General features: G+C 73.3%; 20 protein-coding genes and 1 riboswitch. Of the genes, 14 read left to right on the forward strand and 6 right to left on the reverse strand.

Going from position 1 to position 22,231, the window contains the following annotated elements:
• Positions 1 to 47 precede the first annotated feature (47 nt).
• Both ACFT4A_RS14255 and ACFT4A_RS14260 read left to right on the forward strand, forming a co-directional pair.
• Positions 48 to 1,430 (forward strand): FAD-binding oxidoreductase, encoded by a 1,383-nt coding sequence (locus tag ACFT4A_RS14255; RefSeq protein WP_382829463.1) that lies wholly within the window; start codon positions 48 to 50, stop codon positions 1,428 to 1,430.
• A 31-nt stretch (positions 1,431 to 1,461) separates the two neighbouring features.
• Complete coding sequence (locus tag ACFT4A_RS14260; protein ID WP_382829465.1) at positions 1,462 to 2,271, forward strand: alpha/beta fold hydrolase; 810 nt, start codon at positions 1,462 to 1,464, stop codon at positions 2,269 to 2,271.
• Between the two features lie 7 nt (positions 2,272 to 2,278).
• Here the strand turns inward: ACFT4A_RS14260 and ACFT4A_RS14265 are convergent, their stop codons facing one another.
• Positions 2,279 to 3,118, reverse strand: a complete 840-nt coding sequence (locus ACFT4A_RS14265; protein ID WP_382829468.1) for a (2Fe-2S)-binding protein — start codon at positions 3,116 to 3,118, stop codon at positions 2,279 to 2,281.
• 103 nt (positions 3,119 to 3,221) lie between these two features.
• Between ACFT4A_RS14265 and ACFT4A_RS14270 the strand changes: the two genes are divergently transcribed.
• From ACFT4A_RS14270 to ACFT4A_RS14285, 4 genes are all read left to right on the forward strand, one after another.
• Positions 3,222 to 4,394 (forward strand): acetyl-CoA carboxylase biotin carboxylase subunit family protein, encoded by a 1,173-nt coding sequence (locus ACFT4A_RS14270; protein ID WP_382829470.1) that lies wholly within the window; start codon positions 3,222 to 3,224, stop codon positions 4,392 to 4,394.
• Complete coding sequence (locus ACFT4A_RS14275; RefSeq protein ID WP_382829473.1) at positions 4,391 to 6,121, forward strand: IucA/IucC family protein; 1,731 nt, start codon at positions 4,391 to 4,393, stop codon at positions 6,119 to 6,121. The genes ACFT4A_RS14270 and ACFT4A_RS14275 overlap by 4 nt, the downstream gene beginning before the upstream one ends.
• A gap of 89 nt (positions 6,122 to 6,210) precedes the next feature.
• Complete coding sequence (locus tag ACFT4A_RS14280; protein ID WP_382829476.1) at positions 6,211 to 7,947, forward strand: IucA/IucC family protein; 1,737 nt, start codon at positions 6,211 to 6,213, stop codon at positions 7,945 to 7,947.
• On the forward strand, positions 7,944 to 9,152 hold the full coding sequence (locus tag ACFT4A_RS14285) for a type III PLP-dependent enzyme (RefSeq protein ID WP_382829479.1): 1,209 nt from the start codon (positions 7,944 to 7,946) through the stop codon (positions 9,150 to 9,152). Before ACFT4A_RS14280 ends, ACFT4A_RS14285 begins: the two co-directional genes overlap by 4 nt.
• Positions 9,153 to 9,232: 80 nt before the next feature.
• On the opposite strand, the gene ACFT4A_RS14290 is transcribed toward ACFT4A_RS14285, so the two are convergent.
• Both ACFT4A_RS14290 and ACFT4A_RS14295 read right to left on the reverse strand, forming a co-directional pair.
• Complete coding sequence (locus tag ACFT4A_RS14290) at positions 9,233 to 9,847, reverse strand: sigma-70 family RNA polymerase sigma factor (protein WP_382829482.1); 615 nt, start codon at positions 9,845 to 9,847, stop codon at positions 9,233 to 9,235.
• Positions 9,848 to 9,994: 147 nt separating this feature from the next.
• Entirely contained in the window at positions 9,995 to 10,669 is a 675-nt protein-coding gene (locus ACFT4A_RS14295) for a hypothetical protein (protein WP_382829484.1), read from the reverse strand.
• A 143-nt stretch (positions 10,670 to 10,812) separates the two neighbouring features.
• Between ACFT4A_RS14295 and ACFT4A_RS14300 the strand changes: the two genes are divergently transcribed.
• On the forward strand, positions 10,813 to 11,958 hold the full coding sequence (locus ACFT4A_RS14300; protein ID WP_382829487.1) for a winged helix DNA-binding domain-containing protein: 1,146 nt from the start codon (positions 10,813 to 10,815) through the stop codon (positions 11,956 to 11,958).
• 28 nt (positions 11,959 to 11,986) lie between these two features.
• On the opposite strand, the gene ACFT4A_RS14305 is transcribed toward ACFT4A_RS14300, so the two are convergent.
• The gene (locus ACFT4A_RS14305) at positions 11,987 to 12,463 is read right to left on the reverse strand and encodes a DUF4396 domain-containing protein (RefSeq protein WP_382829490.1); all 477 of its coding nucleotides are present in this window, start codon (positions 12,461 to 12,463) and stop codon (positions 11,987 to 11,989) included.
• A gap of 63 nt (positions 12,464 to 12,526) precedes the next feature.
• Between ACFT4A_RS14305 and ACFT4A_RS14310 the strand changes: the two genes are divergently transcribed.
• On the forward strand, positions 12,527 to 13,324 hold the full coding sequence (locus tag ACFT4A_RS14310; RefSeq protein ID WP_382829493.1) for an SDR family NAD(P)-dependent oxidoreductase: 798 nt from the start codon (positions 12,527 to 12,529) through the stop codon (positions 13,322 to 13,324).
• A 17-nt stretch (positions 13,325 to 13,341) separates the two neighbouring features.
• On the opposite strand, the gene ACFT4A_RS14315 is transcribed toward ACFT4A_RS14310, so the two are convergent.
• Positions 13,342 to 14,190, reverse strand: coding sequence for a class I SAM-dependent methyltransferase (locus ACFT4A_RS14315; RefSeq protein ID WP_382829494.1), 849 nt, complete (start codon positions 14,188 to 14,190; stop codon positions 13,342 to 13,344).
• A gap of 170 nt (positions 14,191 to 14,360) precedes the next feature.
• Between ACFT4A_RS14315 and ACFT4A_RS14320 the strand changes: the two genes are divergently transcribed.
• Positions 14,361 to 15,158, forward strand: coding sequence for a VOC family protein (locus tag ACFT4A_RS14320; RefSeq protein ID WP_382829497.1), 798 nt, complete (start codon positions 14,361 to 14,363; stop codon positions 15,156 to 15,158).
• Between the two features lie 10 nt (positions 15,159 to 15,168).
• Here ACFT4A_RS14320 and ACFT4A_RS14325 read toward each other — a convergent pair whose 3' ends face one another.
• On the reverse strand, positions 15,169 to 15,909 hold the full coding sequence (locus ACFT4A_RS14325) for a carbonic anhydrase family protein (protein ID WP_382829500.1): 741 nt from the start codon (positions 15,907 to 15,909) through the stop codon (positions 15,169 to 15,171).
• Positions 15,910 to 16,048: 139 nt separating this feature from the next.
• Between ACFT4A_RS14325 and ACFT4A_RS14330 the strand changes: the two genes are divergently transcribed.
• The 5 genes from ACFT4A_RS14330 (at position 16,049) to ACFT4A_RS14350 (ending at position 22,053) form a co-directional block, all read left to right on the forward strand.
• A complete protein-coding gene (locus tag ACFT4A_RS14330) occupies positions 16,049 to 16,483 on the forward strand; it encodes a nuclear transport factor 2 family protein (RefSeq protein WP_382829502.1) in 435 nt (144 codons plus the stop codon).
• A 30-nt stretch (positions 16,484 to 16,513) separates the two neighbouring features.
• Complete coding sequence (locus tag ACFT4A_RS14335) at positions 16,514 to 17,050, forward strand: GNAT family N-acetyltransferase (RefSeq protein ID WP_382829504.1); 537 nt, start codon at positions 16,514 to 16,516, stop codon at positions 17,048 to 17,050.
• 113 nt (positions 17,051 to 17,163) lie between these two features.
• Positions 17,164 to 18,969, forward strand: a complete 1,806-nt coding sequence (locus tag ACFT4A_RS14340; protein ID WP_382829738.1) for an ABC transporter permease subunit — start codon at positions 17,164 to 17,166, stop codon at positions 18,967 to 18,969.
• Positions 18,966 to 20,264, forward strand: a complete 1,299-nt coding sequence (locus tag ACFT4A_RS14345) for an MFS transporter (protein WP_382829506.1) — start codon at positions 18,966 to 18,968, stop codon at positions 20,262 to 20,264. Before ACFT4A_RS14340 ends, ACFT4A_RS14345 begins: the two co-directional genes overlap by 4 nt.
• 259 nt (positions 20,265 to 20,523) lie before the next feature.
• Entirely contained in the window at positions 20,524 to 22,053 is a 1,530-nt protein-coding gene (locus ACFT4A_RS14350; RefSeq protein ID WP_382829509.1) for a protein kinase, read from the forward strand.
• A riboswitch (cobalamin riboswitch) is annotated at positions 22,009 to 22,217 on the forward strand. Its footprint overlaps the gene before it by 45 nt.
• Positions 22,218 to 22,231 lie beyond the last annotated feature (14 nt).

Genomic DNA, 22,231 nt, shown 5'->3' on the forward strand with positions numbered 1-22,231 from the left:
GGGAGGCTGGTGATGTCAGCACGGGCACGCGTCCCGAGGAGATCGTCATGAACAGCGCCACCCTGGAAGACATGCGGACCACGCTGCGAGGGCCGGTCATAGGCCCACGGGACGCGGAGTACGACCAGGCCCGCAAGATCTACAACGCGATGATCGACAAGCACCCCGCCGCCATCGTGCGGTGCGCGGACGCCGCGGATGTCATGGCCGCGGTCGCCTACGTCCGCGATCACGGACTGGAACTCGCCGTGCGGGGCGGCGGGCACAGCGGCCCGGGCCTGTGCCTGGTGGACGACGGCGTCACCATCGACCTGTCGCCGATGCGCGGGGTGCACGTCGACCCGGCGGCGCGGACCGCGCAGGCCGGCGGCGGCGCTCAGCTCGGCGACCTGGACCACGCCACGCACGCCTTCGGCCTGGCCACCCCGACCGGCATCATCTCCATGACGGGGGTCGGGGGCCTGACCCTCGGCGGCGGACACGGCTATCTCACCCGCAAGTACGGCCTGACCGCGGACAACCTGATCGCCGCCGACGTCGTACTGGCCGACGGCAGCTACGTCACCGCCAACGCGGAGGAGCACCCCGACCTTTTCTGGGCCCTGCGCGGTGGCGGCGGCAACTTCGGCATCGCGACCTCCCTCACCTACCGGCTGCACCCGGTGGACACGGTCGGCGTCGGGGTGACCGTCTGGCCGGTCGATCACACCCGCGAGGTGCTGGCCTGGTACCGCGCGTTCCTCCCGCAGGCACCCGAGGACGTGTACGGCTTCTTCAACATGTTCGTCGTCCCGCCCGGTCCGCCCTTCCCCGAGGAGCTGCACCGGCGGAAGATGTGCGGCATCGTCTGGTGCCACACCGGCGACCTGGACCGGCTCGACGAGACACTCTCCGTGGTGCACGAGGCCGGACCGCCGGCCTTCCACTTCACGACTCCGATGCCGTACGTCGGGCTGCAGAGCATGTTCGACGAACTGATCCCGACCGGCTACCAGTGGTACTGGCGCGGCGACTTCTTCGACCACATCCCGGACGCCGCCCTGGACGTGCACCTCAAGTACGGCGAGAGCAACCCCACCCAGCTCTCGCTGATGCACCTCTACCCGGTCGACGGGGCGGCCCACCGGATGGGCCCGGACGAGACGGCGTGGAGCTACCGGGACGCGGTCTGGTCGGGCGTCTTCGCCGGTGTGGACCCCGATCCGGTCAACGCCGGGGCCATCAGGCAGTGGTGCGTGGACTACCAGGAGGAACTGCACCCGTACTCCATGGGCGGCTCGTACGTGAACTTCATGGGTACGGGCGAGGGCCAGGAGCGGGTCCGGGCGACGTACCGCGACCACTACGACAGGCTCGCCCGGGTCAAGCGGACCTACGACCCGGACAACCTGTTCCACGCCAACCAGAACATCGCGCCGGCGCGAGGGTGACGACCACGGTTCCCCGCTCCGGGAGGCGGCCATGGGACAGATGATCGACGCGGGCGGCGTGGAGCTCTGGGTCGAGCGACGGGGCCAGGGGTCCGATGTCCTGCTCATCTCGGGGCTCGGGGATCCCGTCGAGGCGTGGCAGCCACAGCTCGACGGGCTCGCGGACCGCTACCGGCTCACCGCCTTCGACAACCGGGGCGCCGGGCGTACGCCGCTGCCCGAAGGACCGCTCACCATGCCCCGGATGGCCGACGACGCCGCCGCGCTGCTGCGCACGCTCCAGATCCAGGCCGCCCACGTGACCGGTTTCTCGGGAGGCAGTTTCATCGCGCAGGAGCTGGCGCTGAGGCATCCCGGCCTCGTCCGCAGCCTGGTCCTGATGAGCACGACGGCGCGCCCGGACTCCTACTTCCGCGCGATGACGCGCTTCTGGGAGTGGATGGTGGAGCGGGCTCCGACCGAGCGGGCCATGCTCGAGGCGTTCTACCTGTGGATCTACACACCTCGCGCCCATGCCGACGGCCTGGTCGACCGCCTCATCGACGAGACGCTGGCGTTCGAGCACCCGCAGTCCGCCGAGGCCTTCCAGCGTCAGCTCGCGGCATTCAGCCGCCATGACACGTCCGACCGCCTCGGCGGCATCACCGCGCCGACCCTCGTCCTCTCCGGCGAACTCGACCTGGCCACGCCCCCGCGCCTCGGCCGTGAGGTCGCGGAGAGCATCCCGGACGCCGAGTTCGAGGTGCTGCCCGGAGAGGCTCATCAGCCGTTCCAGGAGGTGCCGGAGGTGTTCAACGCGCGGGTCGACGCGTTCTGGCGAGAGGTGGAGGCAGGAGACTGACGGCTGGTCACTCCTCGAGCCGGCGCAACCGTTCCGTGTCGCAGGTGCGGGGGCAGGTGCCGCAGGCCTCGTCGGGCCGGATGGCGTAGTAGAGGCAGCAGCCGGCGCGGGTGCGGGTCGTGTGGCGGCGGCCGTCGGTGCCGGTCAGCAGGCGGAAGTCCGCTCCCGAGGGGTAGGGGCTGACGGGTTCGGGGAGCAGCGCGGTCGCCGCGCGTACGGCGTCCTCCTCGCGGCCGAGGGTCCGGCCCAGGTACCAGATCCCGGAGACGAGGTCGTCGCCGACCATGCCCCACAGGGCACGCGGTCCGCGGCGCACGGCGGGGCCCAGGGCGGTGAGCAGCGGGCGCATGTGGTCGGCGACCGCGGCGCGTAGTTCGGCCCGCAGGGCCTCCTCGCCCACGACGGTCACCGCGCCGGGCAGCGCGGCGACGGGGTCGCCGGGCAGGCAGGCGACGCGGGGCTCGGGCGTGATCGTGTACGCCCCGGCCGCGAGGTCCAGGCGCACCGACTGGGGCCGGATGCGCGGCACCCGGCGCTCCAGGTACCAGACGCCGCTCATCAGGAGGGCGACCGTCCAGGCGTAGTCGTGCAGGGCGCGGGAGGCGGTGACGTGGGAGCGGGGGGTGTGGGCGTAGCGGGTGTGGATGCGCGTCGCCTCGGCGTCCAGGAAGGCGTCGAGGGCCGACTGATCCGACATCAGTTCGGCGCCGGTGATGGTCTGTTGATCGTAGGCCGTCCCGGGGTCCGCGACCTCGACGGTCAGCGCCTCGCAGATGCCGGTCAGCCGCCGGTAGGCGGTACCGAGGACGGCGGCGAGGGTCGGCGGTGACTCCAGGACAGTGCGCATCGATCACTCCTACGGGCAGTTGCAACCCGCGATTGGATAGGTAAGGCTAACCTAAGGTACAAGATCGTCGGACGTGCTCCCGACCCACCGATGGAAGACCGCCATGCGCCTGTACCTGCTCGCCCTCAATCCGACCGACTCCGTCACCGAGGGCTTCCTGCCCGCCGCCGCCCGGCTGGGCCTGGAGGTCACCGTCCTCACCGACCAGCCCGACGCCCACCGCAGAACCCGCCCGGACGCCGAGGTCCTGGAGTGTGACGTGCGGGACTTCCGGGCCGTCGTGTCGCGGATCTCGGCCCATGACAGCCCGGCCGCCGTCTTCACCAACAGCGACCACCTCCAGACCCAGGCCGCGCTGGCCGCCGCCTACTTCGGCCTGCCCGGCAAGGACTGGCGGGCCACCCTGCGCTGCAAGGACAAGGCGGAGACGCGCCGCCGGCTGGCCGCCGCCGGAGCGGACACCGTCTGGTCGGCCGAACTCACCGCACCGACCGCTCTGGACGCGCCCTACCCGTGTGTCGTCAAGCCCCGCGAGGGCGTGGCCAGCGAGGACGTCGTGCTCGTCGACGGCCCCGAGGACCTGGCGATCCGCGCCAAGGAGATCCTGGAGCGACGGCCGGGCATCACCCTGGTCGTCGAGGAGTACCTCCCCGGCGAGCTGTGCACGCTGGAGACCCTGGGCGACGGCCGGGTCCGGCACGTCCTGGGCGGCTTCCGCACCGCGCTGTCGCCGCTCCCGTACTTCATCGAGGAGCGCCTCACCTTCGTCCCGGCCCACCCCGAGCCGGTCGTCGCGCAGGTGCTCGCCCAATTGGACGCGCTCGGCGTCGGATTCGGCGCCTGTCACACCGAGTTCGTGGTGCACGAGGGACGGGCACGGATCATCGAGGTCAACTACCGGGCCATCGGCGACCAGTGCGACCTGCTGCTCGAACGGCTCCTCGACATCCCGCTGTTCGAGCACATCCTCCGCACCCATCTGGGCGAACCGCTCCCGGCCGATCCGGGTGCCCGCCGCGACCGCGCCGCCCTCCTGGAGTACCCGTGCGCCGACCGGGCCGGGACCCTGACCGACGCCCCGGCCGCCACCGAGCTCAGCGTCGACGGGGTGTGTCTGACGTACCGTCCGCTGCGGGCGGTCGGCGAGCGGCACGAGCTGTACCGCACCAACCGCGACTACCTCGGCGTCCTGCGGGCCACCGGCACCGACCAGGACACCGTGGACCGCGTGGCCGCCGACTTCCTGGCCACCCTCCGCTGGGAGATCCGGGCGTGACCGTACTGCCACCCGCCCCGGACGGCTGCGCGGCCGAGCTGCTCACCCGGGTGCTGAGCGCCCTCCTGCGCGAGGACGTCGTCGGACTGCGCACCCGGAGCACCCTCGTCCACCGGCCGGACGGACCCTGGCTGCGGCTTGCCGCCGGCCGTGACGCCCTGCTGCTGCCGGTCACCGAGGACGGCTTCCAGTGCCGGTACGCCGCCCGGCTGCCGCTGCTCCTGCGCGCCTCGGACGGCGCCGAACTGACGTCGTACGAAGAGGTGCTGGACGCGCTGCGCGCGCTCGCCGAGCCCGAGGACCGGGCCGGTTTCGACGCCTTCGCCGAGGAGTGCCGGCAGACGCTGGCCACGTTACGGCTGCACGCGGACACCCGCGATGCCGTCGCCGGGCGGCTGACGGACCGCCACGGCGCCGATCCGGCCCGCTGGACGGGCCTCGGCCGTGGTCCGGCGTTCGACACGCTCGCCGCCCGTCTGGACCATCCGGTGTACCCGACCGCGCGCGGCCGGGCGGGGCTGGACGAGGAGCACCTGCGGTCGTACGCGCCCGAGTTCCATCCGCGGTTCCCGCTGCGCTGGCTCGCCGTGCCCCGGGAGGCGCTGCTGCTGACCGGCACGCTTCCCGAGCTGTGGCCGACGCCCGGGCGGCTCGGTCTGCCCGGGCTGGAGCGCACGCACCTCGCCCTGCCGGTGCACCCGCTGACCGTCGGCCCTCCGCTCGACGCGGCCTTAGGCGCCACCGGCCTGCGCGGGCGGGCGGTACTGGCCGAACAGAGCTGCCTCGACGTCGTACCCACCCTGTCCATGCGGACGGTGGCGACCGTGACGGACCCGGCGCTGCACCTCAAACTGCCCCTCGCCACCTCCTCGTTGGGACTGCGCAACAAGCGGTCCGTCAAGCCCGGCACGCTCGTCGACGGGGCCCTCGGGCAGCGGCTCGTCCAAGAGGTGGTCGCCCGCGAGCCCCGGTTCCGGGACACGATCCTGCACGCCGACGAGACCACGTACGCCCACGCGGGACACGAACTGCTGGCCGTGCTGTGCCGCCGCCACCCGGCCGGACTCGAGGACTCGGTCGTCGTGCCGATGGCGGCGCTCCTCGCCGAGGCGCCGGACGGCCGGCTGGTCGTCGACCATCTCGCCGACCGCTTCCACGGCGGCGACCCGCTCGCCCTGCTCGACGCCTGTCTGACGCTGCTGTTCGACTGGCAGACCACCCTGTTCGGGTACGGAGTCGCGCTGGAGTCGCATCAGCAGAACATCTCCCTGGTACTGCGCCCGGGCAGTCTCCGACTGCTGTTGAAGGACAACGACGGTCCGCGCGTCGACAGGCGGCGGCTGCACGCCCGGCTCCCGGGCCGGTGGGACTTCGACGACCCCCGGGTGCTCGGCACGGAGGACGGGCCGGTGGCCGACCTCTTCGCCACCATCACCGTCCATCTGTGCGCGGGCGCCTACGCGTTCGGGCTGGCCCGGCACGGCCGCGCCCCGCTGCCCGTGCTGCTGCGGCTGGTGCGCGACCGGCTGGCCGAGGCCGTGGAGCGGCTCGGCGACGAGGCGGGGGAGGTCCTGCGCGCCCGGGTCCTCGACGCCCCGGAACTGCCGGTGAAGGCGATGGTCACGGCCGGGACGCTGCTCAGCAAGGAGCGGTCGGGCGCCGCCGACATCAACAAGCACTACACCACCGGGCCCAACTACCTGCTGCCGTCCCGGAGTACGCCATGAGAGCCGCGAGCCGGACCGCCGGTTCCGCCGTCCGTACCCCGTACTCGCCCCCTCCCTCCCACGAACCCGCGCAACCGCTGGAGCCTGCCATGCCCTCGCTGACCGAATCGCCCGGCCGCACCGCCGACCCGGTCTGCCTGCCCACCGCCGACGACGTGGTGGCCCACACCCTGCTGAACTGTCTGCTGCGCGAGGTGTCCGGGCCCGAGCGGCAGACCGTCGTCGCCGACGGCCGTCTGCTGCTGCGGCTGCCCCGCCGCGGGGTGCTGCTGAGTGTCGCCCTGCGCCGTACGTCGCTGCTCGGCGCGCACCGGTTCACCGGCCCGGTGCGCGAGGAGGGAGCCGGCGGCTGGGCGGACGTGGACTGGCGGCGGCTGGCCGAGTACACGCGTGACGAGCTGTCGCTGCGCACCGGCGTGCGCAACGAGGAGTTCCTGGCGCAGGTCGTCTCCAGCCACGCGGCCGTCGAGGGTGCGCTCACCGCCCTGCCGGAGGTTCCGGAGCCTCCGGGCGACCCGCTGTCCGCCTACCTCGCCTCCGAGCAGTCCCTGCTCTTCGGGCACCGCTTCCACCCCACGCCCAAGGCCCGCACCGGCGACCCGCGTTCCTGGGCCGCGTACGCCCCCGAGACGGGCGCCTCCTTCCCGCTGCGGCACCTCGCCGTGCGGGAGCAGCTGATCGCGCAGGAGAGCGCGGAGCCGTGGGCCACCGCCGCCCTGGACCGGCAGCGCCCGGACGTCCCGGCCGGCTACCGGCTGCTGCCCGCCCACCCCTGGCAGTACGAGACGCTCCGGGAGCACCCGCTGCTGCGTGCCGCCCTGGACCGCGGTGACGTGCTCGACCTGGGGCCGGGCGGCCGGCCCTTCGCGGCCACCGCGTCCGTGCGCACGCTGTACGACGGGGAGACGTTCCTGAAGTTCAGCCTGAACGTGCGGATCACCAACTGCCTGCGCAAGAACAGCAGTTACGAGCTGACCGGGGCGGTCGCCCTCACCCGGGCGCTGGCCCCGGCCCTGTCCGACCTGGCCGCGCGCTTCCCCGGCAGTGCCGTGCTCCGCGAACCGGCCTACCGCACCCTCGCCCTGCCCGGCCCCGACGGCGTGCCGGACCGCGATCTGCTGGAGGGCTTCGGCGTCATCGTCCGCGAGGGCCTGTCCCGGCGGCTCGCCCCCGATACCACTCCCCTGCTCGCGGCCGCCGTCGCCGACGAGTACCCGACGGGTGCCGCCCAGGTCTCCCGGCTCCTCTCCGGGGCGGACGCGGTCACGGCGCTCGACTGGTGGTCGGCCTACCTGGAGCTCCTCCTGCCGCCCGTCCTGGCCGCCTACTTCGACCACGGCCTGGTCCTGGAGCCGCATCTGCAGAACGTGCTGCTCTGCGTCGACGGCACGGGCCGGCCCGCCCAGGTCCTCTTCCGGGACCTGGAGGGCACCAAGCTGGTGCCCGAGCAGCACACGGAGACGCTGGCCGCGCTGCCGCCCGAGGTGGCCGGGCCGATGACGTACGACGCGCGGCGCGGCTGGGACCGGGTCGTGTACTGCCTGCTCGTCAACCACGTGGCCGAAATGCTCGCGGCCCTCGCCGACCTGCGTCCGGAGACGGAGGCGGCACTGTGGGCCCGCGTACGGGACACGCTGCGCGCCTACGCCGGCCGGCACGGCTGCCCGCCCCGCCTGGCCGCCCTGCTCGCCGGGGTGCCGCTACCCGCCAAGACCAACCTGCTCACCCGCTGGGAGCGCAAGGCCGACCGCGAGGCCGGATACGTCCGGCTGCCGTCGCCGCTGGGCGAAGAGGTGCTGCACGAGGCGAAGAGGAGCTCCCGATGACCCACCCGACCCCTGCGGTGCGCGAGCGTGCCGCGTCGCTGCCGTCCCCGGAACTCCCGTCCTATCTCTATGACTTGGCGGCTCTGCGCACCCACGCCGCCGGGGTCCGGGCCGCGCTGCCCGGGCGGGTCGAGCTGTACTACGCGGCCAAGGCGAACCCGGAGCCGGAGATCCTGGCCGCGCTGGAGTCCAGCGTCGACGGCTACGAGGCCGCGTCCGGCGGTGAACTCGCGCATGTCGCCAAGGCGGTGCCGGGGCGGCCGCTGGCCTTCGGCGGGCCCGGCAAGACGCCGGACGAGCTGACGGCCGCGCTGGAGCTGGGCGTCGACCGCTTCCACGTCGAGAGCGAGCACGAGCTGCGCGTACTGGCCGAGCTGGCCCGCCGCGTCGCGCCCCGGCGGCGTGTCGCGGTGCTGCCGCGCGTCAACCTGCCGGTGCCCGACGGCTCGCTCGCCGGGAGTTCGCTGGCGATGGGCGGGCGGCCGACGCCCTTCGGCATGGACCCCGCCCGGGCCGAACCCGTGATCCGGTCGCTCGCCGCCGGCACCTACCCGCAGCTCGAACTACGGGGTGTGCATGCCCACTTGGCGAGCGGCCCGGAAGCGGGCGAGCTGGTGGCGGTCGCGGGGAGCGTGGTCGGCTGGGCCACGGGTCTCGGTGTGCCGATCCCGGAGGTGAACGTCGGCGGTGGCATGAGCGTCGACTACACCGACCCGGAGCGCCGCTTCGACTGGGCCGCGTACGGCGAGGGGCTGGCCCGGCTCACCGAGGCTCATCCGGGGCTGACACTGCGGATCGAGCCGGGGCGGGCGCTCACCGCGTACTGCGGCTGGTACGCCACGGAGGTGCTGGACGTGAAGCGCAGCCACGGCGAGGAGTTCGCCGTGGTCCGGGGCGGCACGCACCATCTGCGCACCCCGGCGACGAAGGGCCACGACCAGCCCTGCTCCGTCCTGCCCGTGGACTCCTGGCCGCACCCCTGGCCCCGGCCGGCGGCGAGGAGCGGGCCCGTCACGCTCGCGGGGCAGCTGTGCACACCGAAGGACGTGCTGGCCCACCGGGTACCGGTGCCGCAACTCAGGGCCGGGGACCGGGTGGTGTTCTGCCTGGCTGGCGCCTACGCCTGGAACATCTCGCATCACGACTTCCTGATGCATCCCAGGCCCGGGTTCCACTTCCTGGACGACGCCACCCAGGTTTCCTGAGCCGCACCCAGGCCTCCTGATCCGCCCGCGGGCCTCGGTGCCCGCCGGACCGGGCCGGCGGGCACCGAGCCCGGGATGCGTCAGGCCGCGGCCAGGGCGGGCGTCGGCGTTTCCTCCGCCTCGGCCAGCTGGGCCATGAGCGTCGCCCGGGCACGGGCCACCCGGGAGCGGACCGTGCCGACCGGGCAGTCGCTCAGCACGGCCGCCTCCGCGTACGGCAGACCGAGCAGCTGCGTGAGGACGAACGCCTCGCGCCGCTCCTCGGGCAGTCCGTCCATCAGCTCGACCAGCGCCACGCCGTCGTCGAAGCCGGGCAGGCCGCGCGGCTGGGCGAGCTCGACCGCCAGCTCCCAGTCCGCCAGATCGGCCGGGCGGGGGCGGACGGCGGAGTAGCGGAGGCTGTCCGCCACCGCGCGCCGTGCGATGGCCAGCAGCCAGACGCGCGCCGAGGAACGGCCCTCGAACCGGTGCAGACTGCCGAGCGCCCGCAGGAACGTGTCCTGCGCCAGATCGTCCACGGCCTGCGGATCGGCGCACAGGTGGGCGACATAGCGGATGACGTCACGGTGCAGGGCGCGCACGAAACGGTCGACGGCGGCGGAGTCGCCGCCGCGGGCGGCCAGCGCCCAGGCGGTTATCGACTCGTCGGCCGACGGGCTTCGCTCGGATGAAAGGGGCAGGGCAGGAGTGATCACCTGGTGTCCTTCTCGGAATTCCGGGAGCACACGAAACACGCGTGCGGCCGGTGAGCGGGGATACGGCCGCGTCCGTACGGCGTGATGTACGGACGTACGACCGAGACCGGGGCGCGCGGAGTGCCGCCCCGGGACTGCCGGCTGCCGTCAGGCGGCAGCGGCCCCCACGGGCGGTCCTCGAGAGGTGATCGCGTGGACGAGAAGGAGAAGGCGCGGCGCGCGGTCGCAGGACCAGCGCCGTACGCGCACGGGCGGGGGCGGCGGCGTGGGCAGGGCGAACAGGAGCCGCAGCGGCGCGGCCAGCCGGCTGCCCACGGCGCGCAGCAGCCGGAAGACGGCCCGTTCGCCGTGACCCAGCCACAGACCGCACAGCAGCGCGGCCAGCAGGTGGGCGGCGAGCATGCCGAGGGACGAGTCGCCGTCCGGGGCGTGTCCCGTATGCCCCATGTGCTGGGACATGGAGCCCATTTCATGACTCATGGACCCCTTGCCGTGGCCCATGGATCCCATGCCATGGCCCATGGAGGGCATGTCCATGGAGTCCGTGCCGCCGGCTGCCCCTGCGGCCGGTGCCGGCGCGAGCGAGAACGCCGAGTGCAGTCCGGTCTGGACGATCACGGCGACGGCGACGACCAGCCGGAGTCCCCGCTCACGGCCCGCCAGGGACCAGCCCACCACACCCGTCACGGCCCAGCCGGCCACCAGGGTCGACAAGGGCACATGGTCGCCGGACATCATGACGTGCCCCAGGGCGGCGAGCACGACACAGACGGCCGCGAACACCGCGGCCCGTGTCGTGCGAGCACACCACCCAGCTGTCATGGCGCCTCATCTTCGCATCCGGCCCCGCCCCGTCGCCCAGGGGTACGGAAATCGCCCGGCCCTGATACTCAATCCGTAACGTGTGATCCAGGCCACTGCCCAGGAATCGATGCCTCCGGTCGGGTCACGGCAGAATCCCCGGCGTGGACATCACCGCGCAGGAGCTCAACCGGGCGACCCTCGGCCGTCAGATGCTGCTGGGCCGGGAGGTGATGGAGGCCGGGGAGGCCGTGCGGCGTGTGGTGGCGCTCCAGGCGCAGCATGCCGCCTCTCCGTACGTGGCGCTGTGGAACCGGCTGGCCGGCTTCTCCCCGGCCGAGCTGGACGACGCCTTCGCGCGGCGTGCGGTGGTCAAGGCGACCCTGATGCGGATCACGCTGCACGCGGTCCACGCGGACGACTACCAGGTGTTCCGTGAGGCGATGCAGCAGACGCTGTACGCCTCACGGCTCGGCTACCGCTTCGCCGCCGCGGGGCTCACACCGGCCGACGGCGAGGCACTCGTCCCGGAGCTGCTGGACTTCGCCGACCGGCCGCGGACGGCCGTGGAGCTTCAGGCATGGCTGGAGGACCGGGTCGGCGCGGACAAGAAGGCCGGCGCGTGGTGGGGGCTCAAGGGGTACGCGCCGCTGCTCCACCTCCCGACCGGCGGGCCGTGGTCGTTCGGCACCCGGGCGTCGTTCGTCGCGGCGCGGACCGGTCCCGTACCGACGGGCCGGGAGCCGGCGGCCGGGGCGCTGCGGGAGCTCGTCCTGCGCTATCTCCGGGGCTTCGGGCCGGCGTCGGTCGCGGACGTGGCACAGTTCGCGACGCTGCCGCGACAGCCCGTACGGCAGGCGCTGCTCGCCCTGTCCGACACGGTGGAGGAGCTGCGCGGACCGGACGGAACGGTCCTGTTCGACCTACCGGACGCCCCACGCCCACCGGCGGACACTCCGGCGCCCCCGCGCCTCATGGCCATGTGGGACAGCGTCCTCCTGGCGCACGTCGACCGCAGCCGCGTGATCCCCCCTGACTATCGCCGTCTGGTGATCCGCGTCAACGGTGACGTGCTGCCCACCCTCCTGGTCGACGGCCGGGTCGCCGGCGTGTGGCGCGCGACCGACGAAGGCATCGAGGCGACGGCGTTCCATGACCTGCCACACACCACATGGGACGGTCTCGCGGAAGAGGCCGCGTCGTTGACAACTCTCCTGACCGACCGCGACACCGAGGTCTACCGCCGCTACCACCACTGGTGGCCGAAACTCCCCGCCGGGCACGTACGCCTGCTCACCGGCCGCGGGTGACTCGCCCGTGCCGTAAGGCGACTTCACGTCAGTGGTGGGCGTGCACGACGGCATGACCCTTGCCCCGGCCGATCATCCACTTGTTGACCGGGGTCGTGATCAGGAACGCGACCGCGAAGCCGCCCAGCAGCGCGGACCAGAACAGTCCGGCCGTGAGGTGGGCCTCCATCGCGCCCGGGGTGAGCGCGATGATCGCGTTGTCGACGAGTTCCATCACCGCGATCGAGACCGTGTCGGCGGCCAGCGCGACCTTGATCGCGGCCCTGAGGCCGAGGCCGCCCCGCAGGACGGCGAACAGGGTGAACGAGTAGCCGAAGAGGAAGGCGAGCCCGATCGCCAGGACCATGGTGGGCACGTCGCCCCACGCGAGCGCGGTGCCGATGACCATGCCGAGGATCTCGCCGATCGCACACCCCGTCAGACAGTGCAGCGTCGCCTTCACGGCAGTCCCCCAGGACGCCTGCCCGCGCGGGTGCCGTTCGGGGTGGTGAGGGGTGTGGTCCATGACGTGCCAGTATGCGGCAGCCGCGTGCTTCCCCCGTGATCCATCCGCCTAGAGTGTCGGGTCATGACGACACAGACGACCCGGTCAACGCAGGCGTATCTCTCCGAGTTGTTCTCCCTGGACGGCCGCGTCGCGGTGGTCACCGGCGGTAGTTCCGGTATCGGGCGCGCCATCACGGGTGCCCTCGCACGGGCCGGTGCGAGCGTCGTGGTCGTGGCCCGTGGCGAGGCCGGACTGGCCGCGACGGTCGAGGAGTTGACAGCTGAGGGCTGCCGGGCCGCGTGGGTCAGCGCGGATCTGGGCACGCGCGAGGGTGTGCGGACGGCCGCCGAGCGGGCGGTCGAGGCGTTCGGGGAGCCCGACATTCTCGTCAACAGTGCCGGGATCAATCTGCGCCCGCCGATGGACGAACTGACCGAGGACGTCTGGGACCTCACGATGGCCGTCAACCTGGAGGCGCCCTTCCTGCTGGGGCAGCGCTTCGGCCCGGGCATGGCGGAGCGCGGGTTCGGGCGGATCCTGCACATCAGCTCGCAGCAGGCGCACCGGGCGTTCGTGCAGAGCGGCGCGTACGGCGCCTCGAAGGGCGGGCTGGAGTCGCTGGCGCGTTCCCAGGCCGAGGCGTGGTCGCCGCGCGGCGTCACCTGCAACGTCCTGGTGCCGGGCTTCGTCATGACAGCGCTCAACAAGCGCCTTTCGTCGGACCCGGAGAAGGTCGCCGCCCTCGCCGAGCGCACGCTGATCGGGCGGAACGGCCTGGCCGAGGACTTCGCGGGCGCGGCCGTCTTCCTGGCGAGCCCGGCGTCCGCCTACGTCACCGGACAGTCGGTCTACGTCGACGGCGGTATGTCCGTCCACTGACACGGCCGGCCCTTCCTTCAGGCGGCGGCCGGGCCCTTCCGCCACACGAAGACCTCCGTGCTCGGTGCCCGTTCGGAGAACCGGCCCGACGGCGAGGCCTCGCGCAACAGCAGCCGCAGGTCCGTCTCGAAGTCGTCCCGGCGCCCTTCGAAGAGATGCGGCGCCGAGAACGACATGGAGAACACCCAGGCGACGACATCGTCGTAGGTCCGCTCCAGCACCTGCCCGCCGGGGACGACGAGACGCCCGGGGCCGGAGAAGCCCGCCCGGGCGAGCACCTCGTCCTCCGCGCCCGGTGTCCCCTGCGTCAGCACCCCGCGGCCCGCTCGTCGCACGGGCCCGAGGTAGCGCTTCACCAGGTCGTCCACCTCCGCGTAGGGGACCGCCGGGTGCGGCATGCCGTCGACGGTCCGGGGCTCCGTCTTCAGGTCGGCGATGTGCACCAGCGCCCCGCCGGGCCGGAGCATCTCCCGGACGGTCGCGGCCACCAGGTCGCGGTCCATCCAGTGGAAGGACTGACCGAAGGTGGCGACGTCGAACGTGCCGAGCCCCGCGGGCAGCGCTTCGGCCCGCGCCCGTACCCACCGGGTCCTGGCGCCCACTCCCCGGCCGGCGGCCCCACGCCCGGCTTCGGCGATCATCCCGCTGTCGGGATCCACCCCGACGATCTCGCCGAACAGATGCGCGAGGCTCAGGGCGATGGTCCCGGGCCCGCAGCCCACGTCGAGGAGGCGCCCCTCCCCGTCGAGCCGCAACTCCTCGGCGAGCGCGTCCGCCAGACCGGCGGCGTAGGGCAACCGCCCCCGCTCGTAGTAGGCGGCGGTCCCCGAGAACAACGTGTCGTCCCACTCCCAGCCGACCACCACGCCCGCCCACCACCCTCACCGCACAGAACTCCGCGACCACCCGACCGGCCGACGACCCCGATGATTCCACGGCCGACCGGAGGTCCCCCAGAGGAGAGCGGCCGACGGGCGCTTGTCAGTGCCCGGTGCCACGCTGGGCACACTGGACCTGCGGAAGGGAAAGCATCGCCATGATCACCACGGAGTTCGCCCCCGGTTCCCCCTGTTGGCTCGACCTCGGCGCTCCGGACGTCCGGACCGCCGCTGCCTTCTACGGCGCCGTACTCGGGTGGGACTACGAGTCCATGGGCGAGAGCGAGGACTTCGAGGGCGGGATGTTCCGGAAGGACGGCAAGATCGTCGCCGGGCTCGGCAAGCTCACCGAGGAGGGAGCCCGCTCGGCCTGGATGCTCTACTACAGCGTCGCCGACGCGGACGCCACGACGAAGGCCGTGGAGCAGTCGGGCGGCAGCGTGCGCGTCGCGCCGATGGACCTCGAGGAATGGGGCCGGATGGCGCAGTACACCGACCCGCAGGGAGGCCAGTTCGCCGTCTGGCAGCCGGGGACGTCCAAGGGCCTCGACCTCGTCGACGCGCCGGGTTCGTTGTCCTGGACCGAGTTGATGACGACCGACGCGGCGGCCGCGAGGGCGTTCTACGGCGGACTCTTCGACTGGCAGTTCAGCGACATGCCGATGCCGGGCGACGCGGGCATGTACACCCTGATCACCCCCGCCGGGCTGCCCGAGGACCGGATGCACGGCGGCCTCGTGGAGCTCCGCCCGGAGGACCTGGATCTGACGGACGGGCGGCCGTACTGGCACCCGGTCTTCGCCGTCGGCGACTGCGACGCCGCCGTGGCCAAGGTCAGGGAGCACGGCGGCAGCGTGCAGATGGGACCCGAGGACATGGAGGGCGTCGGCCGGCTGGCCGTCTGTCTCGACCCGGCGAACGCGGACTTCGTGGTGCTCGCTCCGTCCGAGGGCTGAACCGGGCGAGTCACCACCACCGATGGCTGTCCCCGGCGATGCGCCGCTTCCCGAGCGGCTGCACCTCGCGGGCGTTGCCCTCGGGGAAGAGGCTCCGGTAGTGCGCCAGCGCGGCGGCGGACGCCTGGACCGGATGGGTCAGGACGGTCCAGCGCACGCCGGTGGTGTAGGGGCAGGTCGTGGTGGATCCGAGGTAGCGGTAGGACTCGGTGCAGGGCGGCAGCAGGGTGTCGATCTCCACGTCGGGCACGTCCCAGGGGTCTTCGCTCCGGCTGGCGGACTCCAGCAGCCGGTCCAGGGAGCCGTTGGCGTCGCCCGGGTGGACGAAGACGGCGAGCACGGCGTACTCCTTCGCACCGGCCGCGGTCGCGGTCGCGTCCCCGTGCCCGTCCCCGATCGTCCGTGCGTACTTCAGGTGCTGCTCCATCGGGAACGCCACCCCGCCGACGGTGTGCTCGGACGGCGTGTGCCAGTGGATGTCCTCCAGGTGGTAGATGGCGTCGCCGATGCTCATCAGGCAGTCCTGTCCGCGCGGCGGCTCGGCCTTCACCGAGCCCTCCTCGGCCCGGACGCAGTCAGGCCGGTGCCGCTTCGGACGCTCGAAGCTCAGCCGCAGGGAGAGCCGCGCCGGATGGCGCAGGCGCAGGGGTGGCAGCGCCGACACGTCGGTGGCCTGCGGACGGATGTCGACCGGGCTCTGGGAGTGCAGCGCGGTGCCGACGGCGGAGGGGGCGGGGGCGGTCAGGGACACGGTGATCACTTTCGGAAGACGGACGGACGGCCGGACAACGACGACCGCATCCTTTTCCCACGTCGGCGCCCGAGACGCGCGAGGTCACCCGGACTGCTGAACACCCCGGATCGCGGCCTTGACGCGCTACGGTCGCGACATGAACCAAGATCCCGACGCGGCGGCCCAGGAACCCGGCGAGGACACCGTCCGCGAGTTCGCCGGTCTGGTGAAGGACTGGGCGGCCGCGATCGTCGCCAACGACCCCGCACGCATCGCGGGCTTCATGGCGGACGAGTGGGTGATCGTCTCCGAGTCGGGGATCGATCCGAAGGAGAGGTTCCTCTCCTTCGTCGGGTCCGGGGAGCTCACCCACTCGGCCATGGACCTCAGGACCCGGCCCAGGGTCCGCGTCTACGGCGACACTGCCGTGGTCACCGGACGGGTCACCAACACGGCCCACTACCAGGGCGAGCGCTATGACGCCGACGAGTGGACGACGGACGTGTTCGTGAAGCGGGACGGGCGCTGGCGGTGCGTGCTGAGCCAGATCACCTCGGCGGCCCCCGGAACCACATCAGCGGCCCCTGAATGAGCGTTCAACTGATTTGCATATGATGCGCAAATGCACGACTACAGCATCAGGGAAGCCACGCCTGCGGACATCGACGGGGCGCGGGTGGTGATGCTGGACGCCGTGTACCGCGACTTCGACACCGGCTATGTGCCGACCTGGCACGCCGACATCATCGACCCGGTGCCGTTCTACGTCGAACCGCCGCGGCACACCCTCCTGGTGGCCGTGGACGAGCGGGACGGGACGGTGGCGGCCACGGGGGCACTGGACGCGCGCGGGCCGGCCCATCCGCCGAACCCGCGCTGGCTGGCCGAGCGGTACCCCTCGGGCGAGACCGCGCAACTGCGGCGGCTGTACGTAAGCCCCGCACACCGGCGGCGCGGACTGGCCCGGCGGCTCGTCGAGGGGCTGGTCGACTTCGCCCGGGCCGACGGCGGGTACCGGTCCCTCTATCTGCACACGTACCCGCACTCGCCCGGCGCGATGGGCCTGTGGCGGACGCTGGGCAAGGTGGTCTGCGACGAGCGGGAGGAAGTGCCCGGCGGGGGCAACGGCGTGGTGCACTTCGAGATTCCCTTCGCTTGAACACCACGGGGACGACACTGAACACCTCGACCTCACCCCTGGCCAAGGGCCTCGCCGCCCTGCGCGTCCTGGCACGGGGCGCCGCCCCGACGCTGCTGTGGCGGGCCGTCCTCATGGCCGCCCTGGTGGGCGCGATCGGCCTGCTGCCGTGGCTGTCGCGCACCGACCCGGCGCTGACCGTGCTCAAGGCCCGCTCGGCGGACCGTGATCCGACGCCCGAGACCCTGCGCGCCATCCGCGACCAGCTCGGCCTGGACGACGGCCCGCCGGCACTGCTCGGCCGCTGGCTGGGCGGGCTGCTGCACGGGGACGCCGGCACGTCGTGGGTGTCCGGCGGCCAGGTGCTGCCCGGCGTCGTGCAGGCGCTCGGCGCTTCGCTGCTGCTGATGTCCGGGGCTCTCGTGGTCGCGGCGGGCACCGTGGCGGCGGTGTGCGCCCGCACCCTGCGGCTCGGCTCGCGGGGGCGGCTCGCCGCACGCGGCCCGGGCGGCGCGGCGTCGGCCGTGCTGGCCGCATTGCCCGAGTTCCTCGTCGCCTCCGTGCTGGCCTCGGTGATCGGCGTCCAGCTGGGCTGGCTGCCCGCCCTCGGCTGGTACGGGCCGCAGTGGATGGTGCTGCCCTCGCTCGCCCTCGGTCTGCCCGCCGGGGCGATCCTCGGACGGATGCTGGACGACCTGCTGCCCAGCGCGTTCGCCGAACCGTGGTCCCTGGCGGCCGCGGCACGCGGCGTCCCGCCGAAGTCCGTGGCACGGCAGGCGGTGCGCCGCTGCGTGCCCGGACTGCTGCCGAATCTGGGCCTGTTCGTGGTCGGCCTGACCGGCGGCTCGGTCGCCGTCGAGCAGATCTTCGACATACCGGGGCTGGGCCGGCTCACCCTGCACGCCGCCCTCGCCCAGGACCTGCCCGTCCTGCAGACCGGCACCCTCGCCCTCGCCCTGGTCGCGGCCCTCGCAGGGGTCCTCGCCCGGCTGTCGGCCCGGCTGCTCATCGGGCCCGCGCTGCGCGACGGCGCCCTGCACTCCCTGCACCGCCCCGGCCCGTCCGCGCGCCGCGCCCTGCCCCTGCTCTACGGGGCGCTGCTCGCCGCCGTCATCGGGTTCGGCCTGCCCCGCGACGCGCTCGCCCTGGACACCCTCGCCCGGCTCCGGCCCCCCTCCCCGGCGCATCCGTTCGGGACGGACGCGCTCGGCAGGGACGTCCTCGCCCGGGTCTCCCACGGCGCGCTGACCACCCTCGGCCTCGCCCTCGCGGTGAGCGCCGCCGCACTCGTCGCGGGGCTGCTGCTGGGGCTGCTGCCGAGGCTGTCGGGGCCGCTGGTCGACACCGTCAGCGCCGTGCCGCCCGTCCTGGCCGGACTCCTCGTCTCCGGCATCGCGGGCAGCGGGCCCTGGACACCGGCGTTCGCCGTGGGCGTCGTGGCCTGGTCCCCGCTGGCCGCCCACACGTCCTCCCTGCTGCGGCAGGAGCGCGCGACCACACACCTGGCCGCGACCCGCGCCCTGGGCGCCGGCCGCTGGTATCTGCTCTGGCACGAACTGCTGCCCGCCGTACTGTCGCCGGTGGCCCGGCACGCCCTGCTCCGGCTGCCCGGCATCGCGCTGAGCCTCGCCGCGCTCGGCTTCCTCGGCCTGGGCGCCCAGCCGCCGTCCCCCGAGTGGGGCCTGCTGCTCGCCGAGAACCAGCCGTACGCCGAGCGCGCCCCGTGGGCCGTCCTCTTCCCCGCCGCCGTACTCGCCCTGCTGGGGGCGCTCGCGGTGACGGCCGCGGGCGGCGTACGGCTGCCCCGGCGGCGCGGGCGGCCCGAGGGCCCGGCCGGATCGCCCGGGGAGCGGGTCATGCCCCCGCAGCGGCGGCGGAACAGCCCCGACGCGCTACTGGCCCCTGTGTCCACGTCCACCTCACCGGCAGAAGAACGATGACCGACCTCATCTCCCGCGTGCTGGCCCGCCGGGCCGCCCGTACGTCCAAGACCCCGCGCGAAAGCACCTGGCGGCTCTGGAAGGAGCTGTCGCCGCTGCTGCGGCTGCTGATCCTGACCCAGCTCGCCTTCAACGTCGGCTTTTACGCGGTCCTGCCGTTCCTCGCCGAGCACCTGGGCACCGCGATCGGCATGGCGGGCTGGCTGGTCGGGTTCGTGCTCGGGCTGCGCACCTTCAGCCAGCAGGGGCTGTTCGTGGTCGGCGGCTGGCTCGTCGACCGGTTCGGGGTGCGGCCGGTCGTGCTGGCCGGCTGTGTGCTGCGGATCGCCGGGTTCGCGTGGCTCGGGTACGCGGAGGCGAGCTGGGCCGTGATCGGCGCCGTGCTGGTGATCGGTTTCGCCGCCGCGCTGTTCTCTCCCGCCGTGGAGTCCGAGGTGGCCCGCCAGGCGGTGGTCTGGGAGGAGGAGGGACACGGCTCGCGCACGCGTCTCCTCGCCCTGTTCAGCGTCGCTGGCCAGGCCGGGGCCTTCGTCGGACCGCTGCTCGGCGCTCTGCTGCTCGCCGTCGACTTCCGCACCGCGTGCCTCGCCGGTGCGGCGGTCTTCGTGCTCGTCCTGGCCGGGCATCTGTGGCTGATGCCGCAGCACATCCCGGGCCGGGTCCGTACCCGGGAGCGGGGCGGGGTGCGCCTGCTGCTGCGCAACCGCCGCTTCCTGGCCCTGTGCGGGGCGTACGGCTCGTACCTGCTCGCCTACAACCAGCTGTATCTGGCCCTGCCGGACGAGGTGCAGCGCGCGGCGGGCTCCCAGGCGCCGCTGTCCTGGCTGTTCGCCCTGTCCTCGGTGCTGGTGGTGTTCACCCAGCTGCCGGTGACCCGCTGGGCGGGCGACCGGCTGGACCTGCGCCGTTCCATGACGGCCGGGCTGCTGCTGATCGCGGCCGGTTTCGCGGTGGTGGCCGCGGCGCGCCCCGCGGGCTGGACGGGAGTCGCCGGGCTGCTGCCCGCCGCGGGCTTCGTCGTGCTGCTCACCGTGGGACAGATGCTGGTCGTGCCCGCCGCCCGCGCCTGGGTGCCCGACCTGGCCGAGGAGGGCCGGATCGGCCTCTACATGGGCGCGCTGTCCTCGGTCTCCGGCCTGATCGTCCTGGCCGGCAGCGCGGCCACCGGTTCCCTGCTCGACCTCGGCCTCCCGGCCGCCGTGCCCTGGCTGGTCCTCGCGGCCGTACCGGCCCTGACGGTGGCTCTGCTGCCGCGCCGGGAGGAGCCGGCGGAGGAGGCGGACGAGGCGGCCTGACCCGGCACGCCCGGACACCGGAAGACGACCCCGGCGCCCTGGGCGCGCGAAGGGCACCCCGGCAACCGCGCGCACCGCACCGTCACCCCGCCGTGCGACTCCTCCGCTCCCGGATTTCCGGGACCGTACCGTCCCTCTCCACCGCCGCGGAGATCATTGGCCACGCGGCGCCAGTATCCTGGGTCGGCTGCGACGTTCCCCACCAACCCCCGCGTCAAAACGGGGAGTTCGGCATGCGGTGACGTACCTTCCCCCACGCATGAGACGAGGACGAGTGCTGCTAGCGGGCCGCTACCGGCTGGATGTTGAGATCGGGCGCGGTGGAATGGGAGAGGTCTGGCGCGCGTACGACGAGACGCTCGCCAGAGCGGTGGCCGTCAAGCTGCTGCTGCCCCAGGACACCGATGTCACGGCGGCCTCCCGGTTCCGTCTGGAGGCCCAGACCGCCGGGCGTCTCAACCACCCCCATCTGGTCGGGGTCCTGGACTTCGGCGAGTACGACAACCGGCTGTACCTGGTGATGGAACTGGTCGAGGGCGACAGCCTCGCCGGGGTGCTGGCCGTCTCCGGCGCGCTGCCCGCCGAGCGGGTCGCCGATCTCGCCGCGCAGGCCGCCGCCGGGCTCGCCGCCGCACACGCGCAGGGCATCGTCCACCGCGACGTCAAACCCGCCAACCTCCTGCTGGACGCCCACGGCACCCTGAAGATCGGCGACTTCGGCATCGCCCGCTTCCTCGACGACCCCGGCGCCGCGCTCACCGCCACCGGCCAGATCGTCGGCACCGGCCTCTACCTCGCGCCCGAACGCGCCCTGGGCCAGCCCGCCGGTCCCGCCTCCGACATGTACTCCCTGGGGTGTCTGCTCTACCAACTCCTCAGCGGACGGCCGCCGTTCCAGGCCGACACCGCCGTCGCGCTCCTCCACCAGCACCTCGATTCCGCGCCCGTACCGCCCCGCGAGCTCGGTGTCGCCGGACTCCCGCCGGCCTTCGAGAACTACCTGCTCGGCCTGCTCGCCAAGCAGCCCGAGGACCGGCCCACCGCCCAGCGGACCGCCGAGTGGTTCGCCGGCGGCGCCTGGCGGGGACTGTCCGAGCCGCTGCCGGAGGCCGCGCCCCCGGTGACGTCCGCCACGCCGAGGCCGTATCCGGCCGCCGAGACCCGCAACCCGGCCACGTACGCGCTGCCCGGCGCCCCGGGGCTGCGCACCGGCCGCACGCCCCAGGCCGGTCGTTCGCGTCGCGCCGCGCCCCGGGGCGGCAACGACAACCGGCGCAAAGCGGCCGCCACGGTCGCCGCGGCGGCGCTCTTCGCCGCCGCGATGCTCGCCGGCATGCTGTGGTTCTCGCCCGACGACACCGCGACGGAGGGCACGGAACCCGACGCGTCCCCCTCCGCGAGCAGCCCCGTCGCCACGCCGTCCGCCGGCTCCGCCTCGCCGCTCTCCTCCGCTCCGGCGGCGGACACGGCTCCGGACGCCACCGTTCCGGCCGCCGGCACAGTGGCCGATATCACCCCGTCCACCAGCGCACCCGCTTCCCCGATCCCCGTCGAAGCGACGCCCAGCCCCACGACTCCGGCCCAGGAGACGGCCGACGCACCGCGAAAGGCGGACAAACCCCGGCAGGAGCAGCCCCGTCAGACCTGGGAGAACGGCGACGACGATGACGACGGGGGGCGACGACTGAGCGGCCCTGCGCCGGTGTGCGAGCGGTCGCCCCCTCGCGCGCCCCCTCGGGTGGCTTGTCATCGTCCTTATCTCGGCATTACTGTCACCACGCCTTGGTGAACGGGAAAGCCGGTGTGATGCCGGTGCGGCCCTCGCCACTGTGAATCGGGAAGTCCGGCTCCAGCCCTCACGGGCAGCCACTGGGTTCTTCGGAACCCGGGAAGGCGGAGCACGGGCGGTGGTACCCGTAAGCCAGGAGACCGGCCAAGGCGCGTCAACCATCCACGAGGTGCTGGAG

Origin of the sequence: Streptomyces sp. NPDC057099 (assembly GCF_042671245.1) — a bacterium.
GTDB classification, from domain to species: Bacteria; Actinomycetota; Actinomycetes; order Streptomycetales; family Streptomycetaceae; genus Streptomyces; species Streptomyces purpurascens.

Excerpts from the sequence above, each read along its gene's own strand:
- ACFT4A_RS14320 (WP_382829497.1), top strand. The coding sequence starts at position 14,361 with ATGATCACCACGGAGTTCGCCCCCGGTTCCCCCTGTTGGCTCGACCTC.
- ACFT4A_RS14345 (WP_382829506.1), top strand. The coding sequence starts at position 18,966 with ATGACCGACCTCATCTCCCGCGTGCTGGCCCGCCGGGCCGCCCGTACG.
- ACFT4A_RS14340 (WP_382829738.1), top strand. The coding sequence starts at position 17,164 with ATGGCCGCCCTGGTGGGCGCGATCGGCCTGCTGCCGTGGCTGTCGCGC.
- ACFT4A_RS14305 (WP_382829490.1), bottom strand. The coding sequence starts at position 12,463 with ATGGACCACACCCCTCACCACCCCGAACGGCACCCGCGCGGGCAGGCG.
- ACFT4A_RS14335 (WP_382829504.1), top strand. The coding sequence starts at position 16,514 with ATGCACGACTACAGCATCAGGGAAGCCACGCCTGCGGACATCGACGGG.
- ACFT4A_RS14350 (WP_382829509.1), top strand. The coding sequence starts at position 20,524 with ATGAGACGAGGACGAGTGCTGCTAGCGGGCCGCTACCGGCTGGATGTT.
- ACFT4A_RS14285 (WP_382829479.1), top strand. The coding sequence starts at position 7,944 with ATGACCCACCCGACCCCTGCGGTGCGCGAGCGTGCCGCGTCGCTGCCG.
- ACFT4A_RS14260 (WP_382829465.1), top strand. The coding sequence starts at position 1,462 with ATGGGACAGATGATCGACGCGGGCGGCGTGGAGCTCTGGGTCGAGCGA.
- ACFT4A_RS14255 (WP_382829463.1), top strand. The coding sequence starts at position 48 with ATGAACAGCGCCACCCTGGAAGACATGCGGACCACGCTGCGAGGGCCG.
- ACFT4A_RS14270 (WP_382829470.1), top strand. The coding sequence starts at position 3,222 with ATGCGCCTGTACCTGCTCGCCCTCAATCCGACCGACTCCGTCACCGAG.
- ACFT4A_RS14265 (WP_382829468.1), bottom strand. The coding sequence starts at position 3,118 with ATGCGCACTGTCCTGGAGTCACCGCCGACCCTCGCCGCCGTCCTCGGT.
- ACFT4A_RS14295 (WP_382829484.1), bottom strand. The coding sequence starts at position 10,669 with ATGACAGCTGGGTGGTGTGCTCGCACGACACGGGCCGCGGTGTTCGCG.
- ACFT4A_RS14310 (WP_382829493.1), top strand. The coding sequence starts at position 12,527 with ATGACGACACAGACGACCCGGTCAACGCAGGCGTATCTCTCCGAGTTG.
- ACFT4A_RS14330 (WP_382829502.1), top strand. The coding sequence starts at position 16,049 with ATGAACCAAGATCCCGACGCGGCGGCCCAGGAACCCGGCGAGGACACC.
- ACFT4A_RS14280 (WP_382829476.1), top strand. The coding sequence starts at position 6,211 with ATGCCCTCGCTGACCGAATCGCCCGGCCGCACCGCCGACCCGGTCTGC.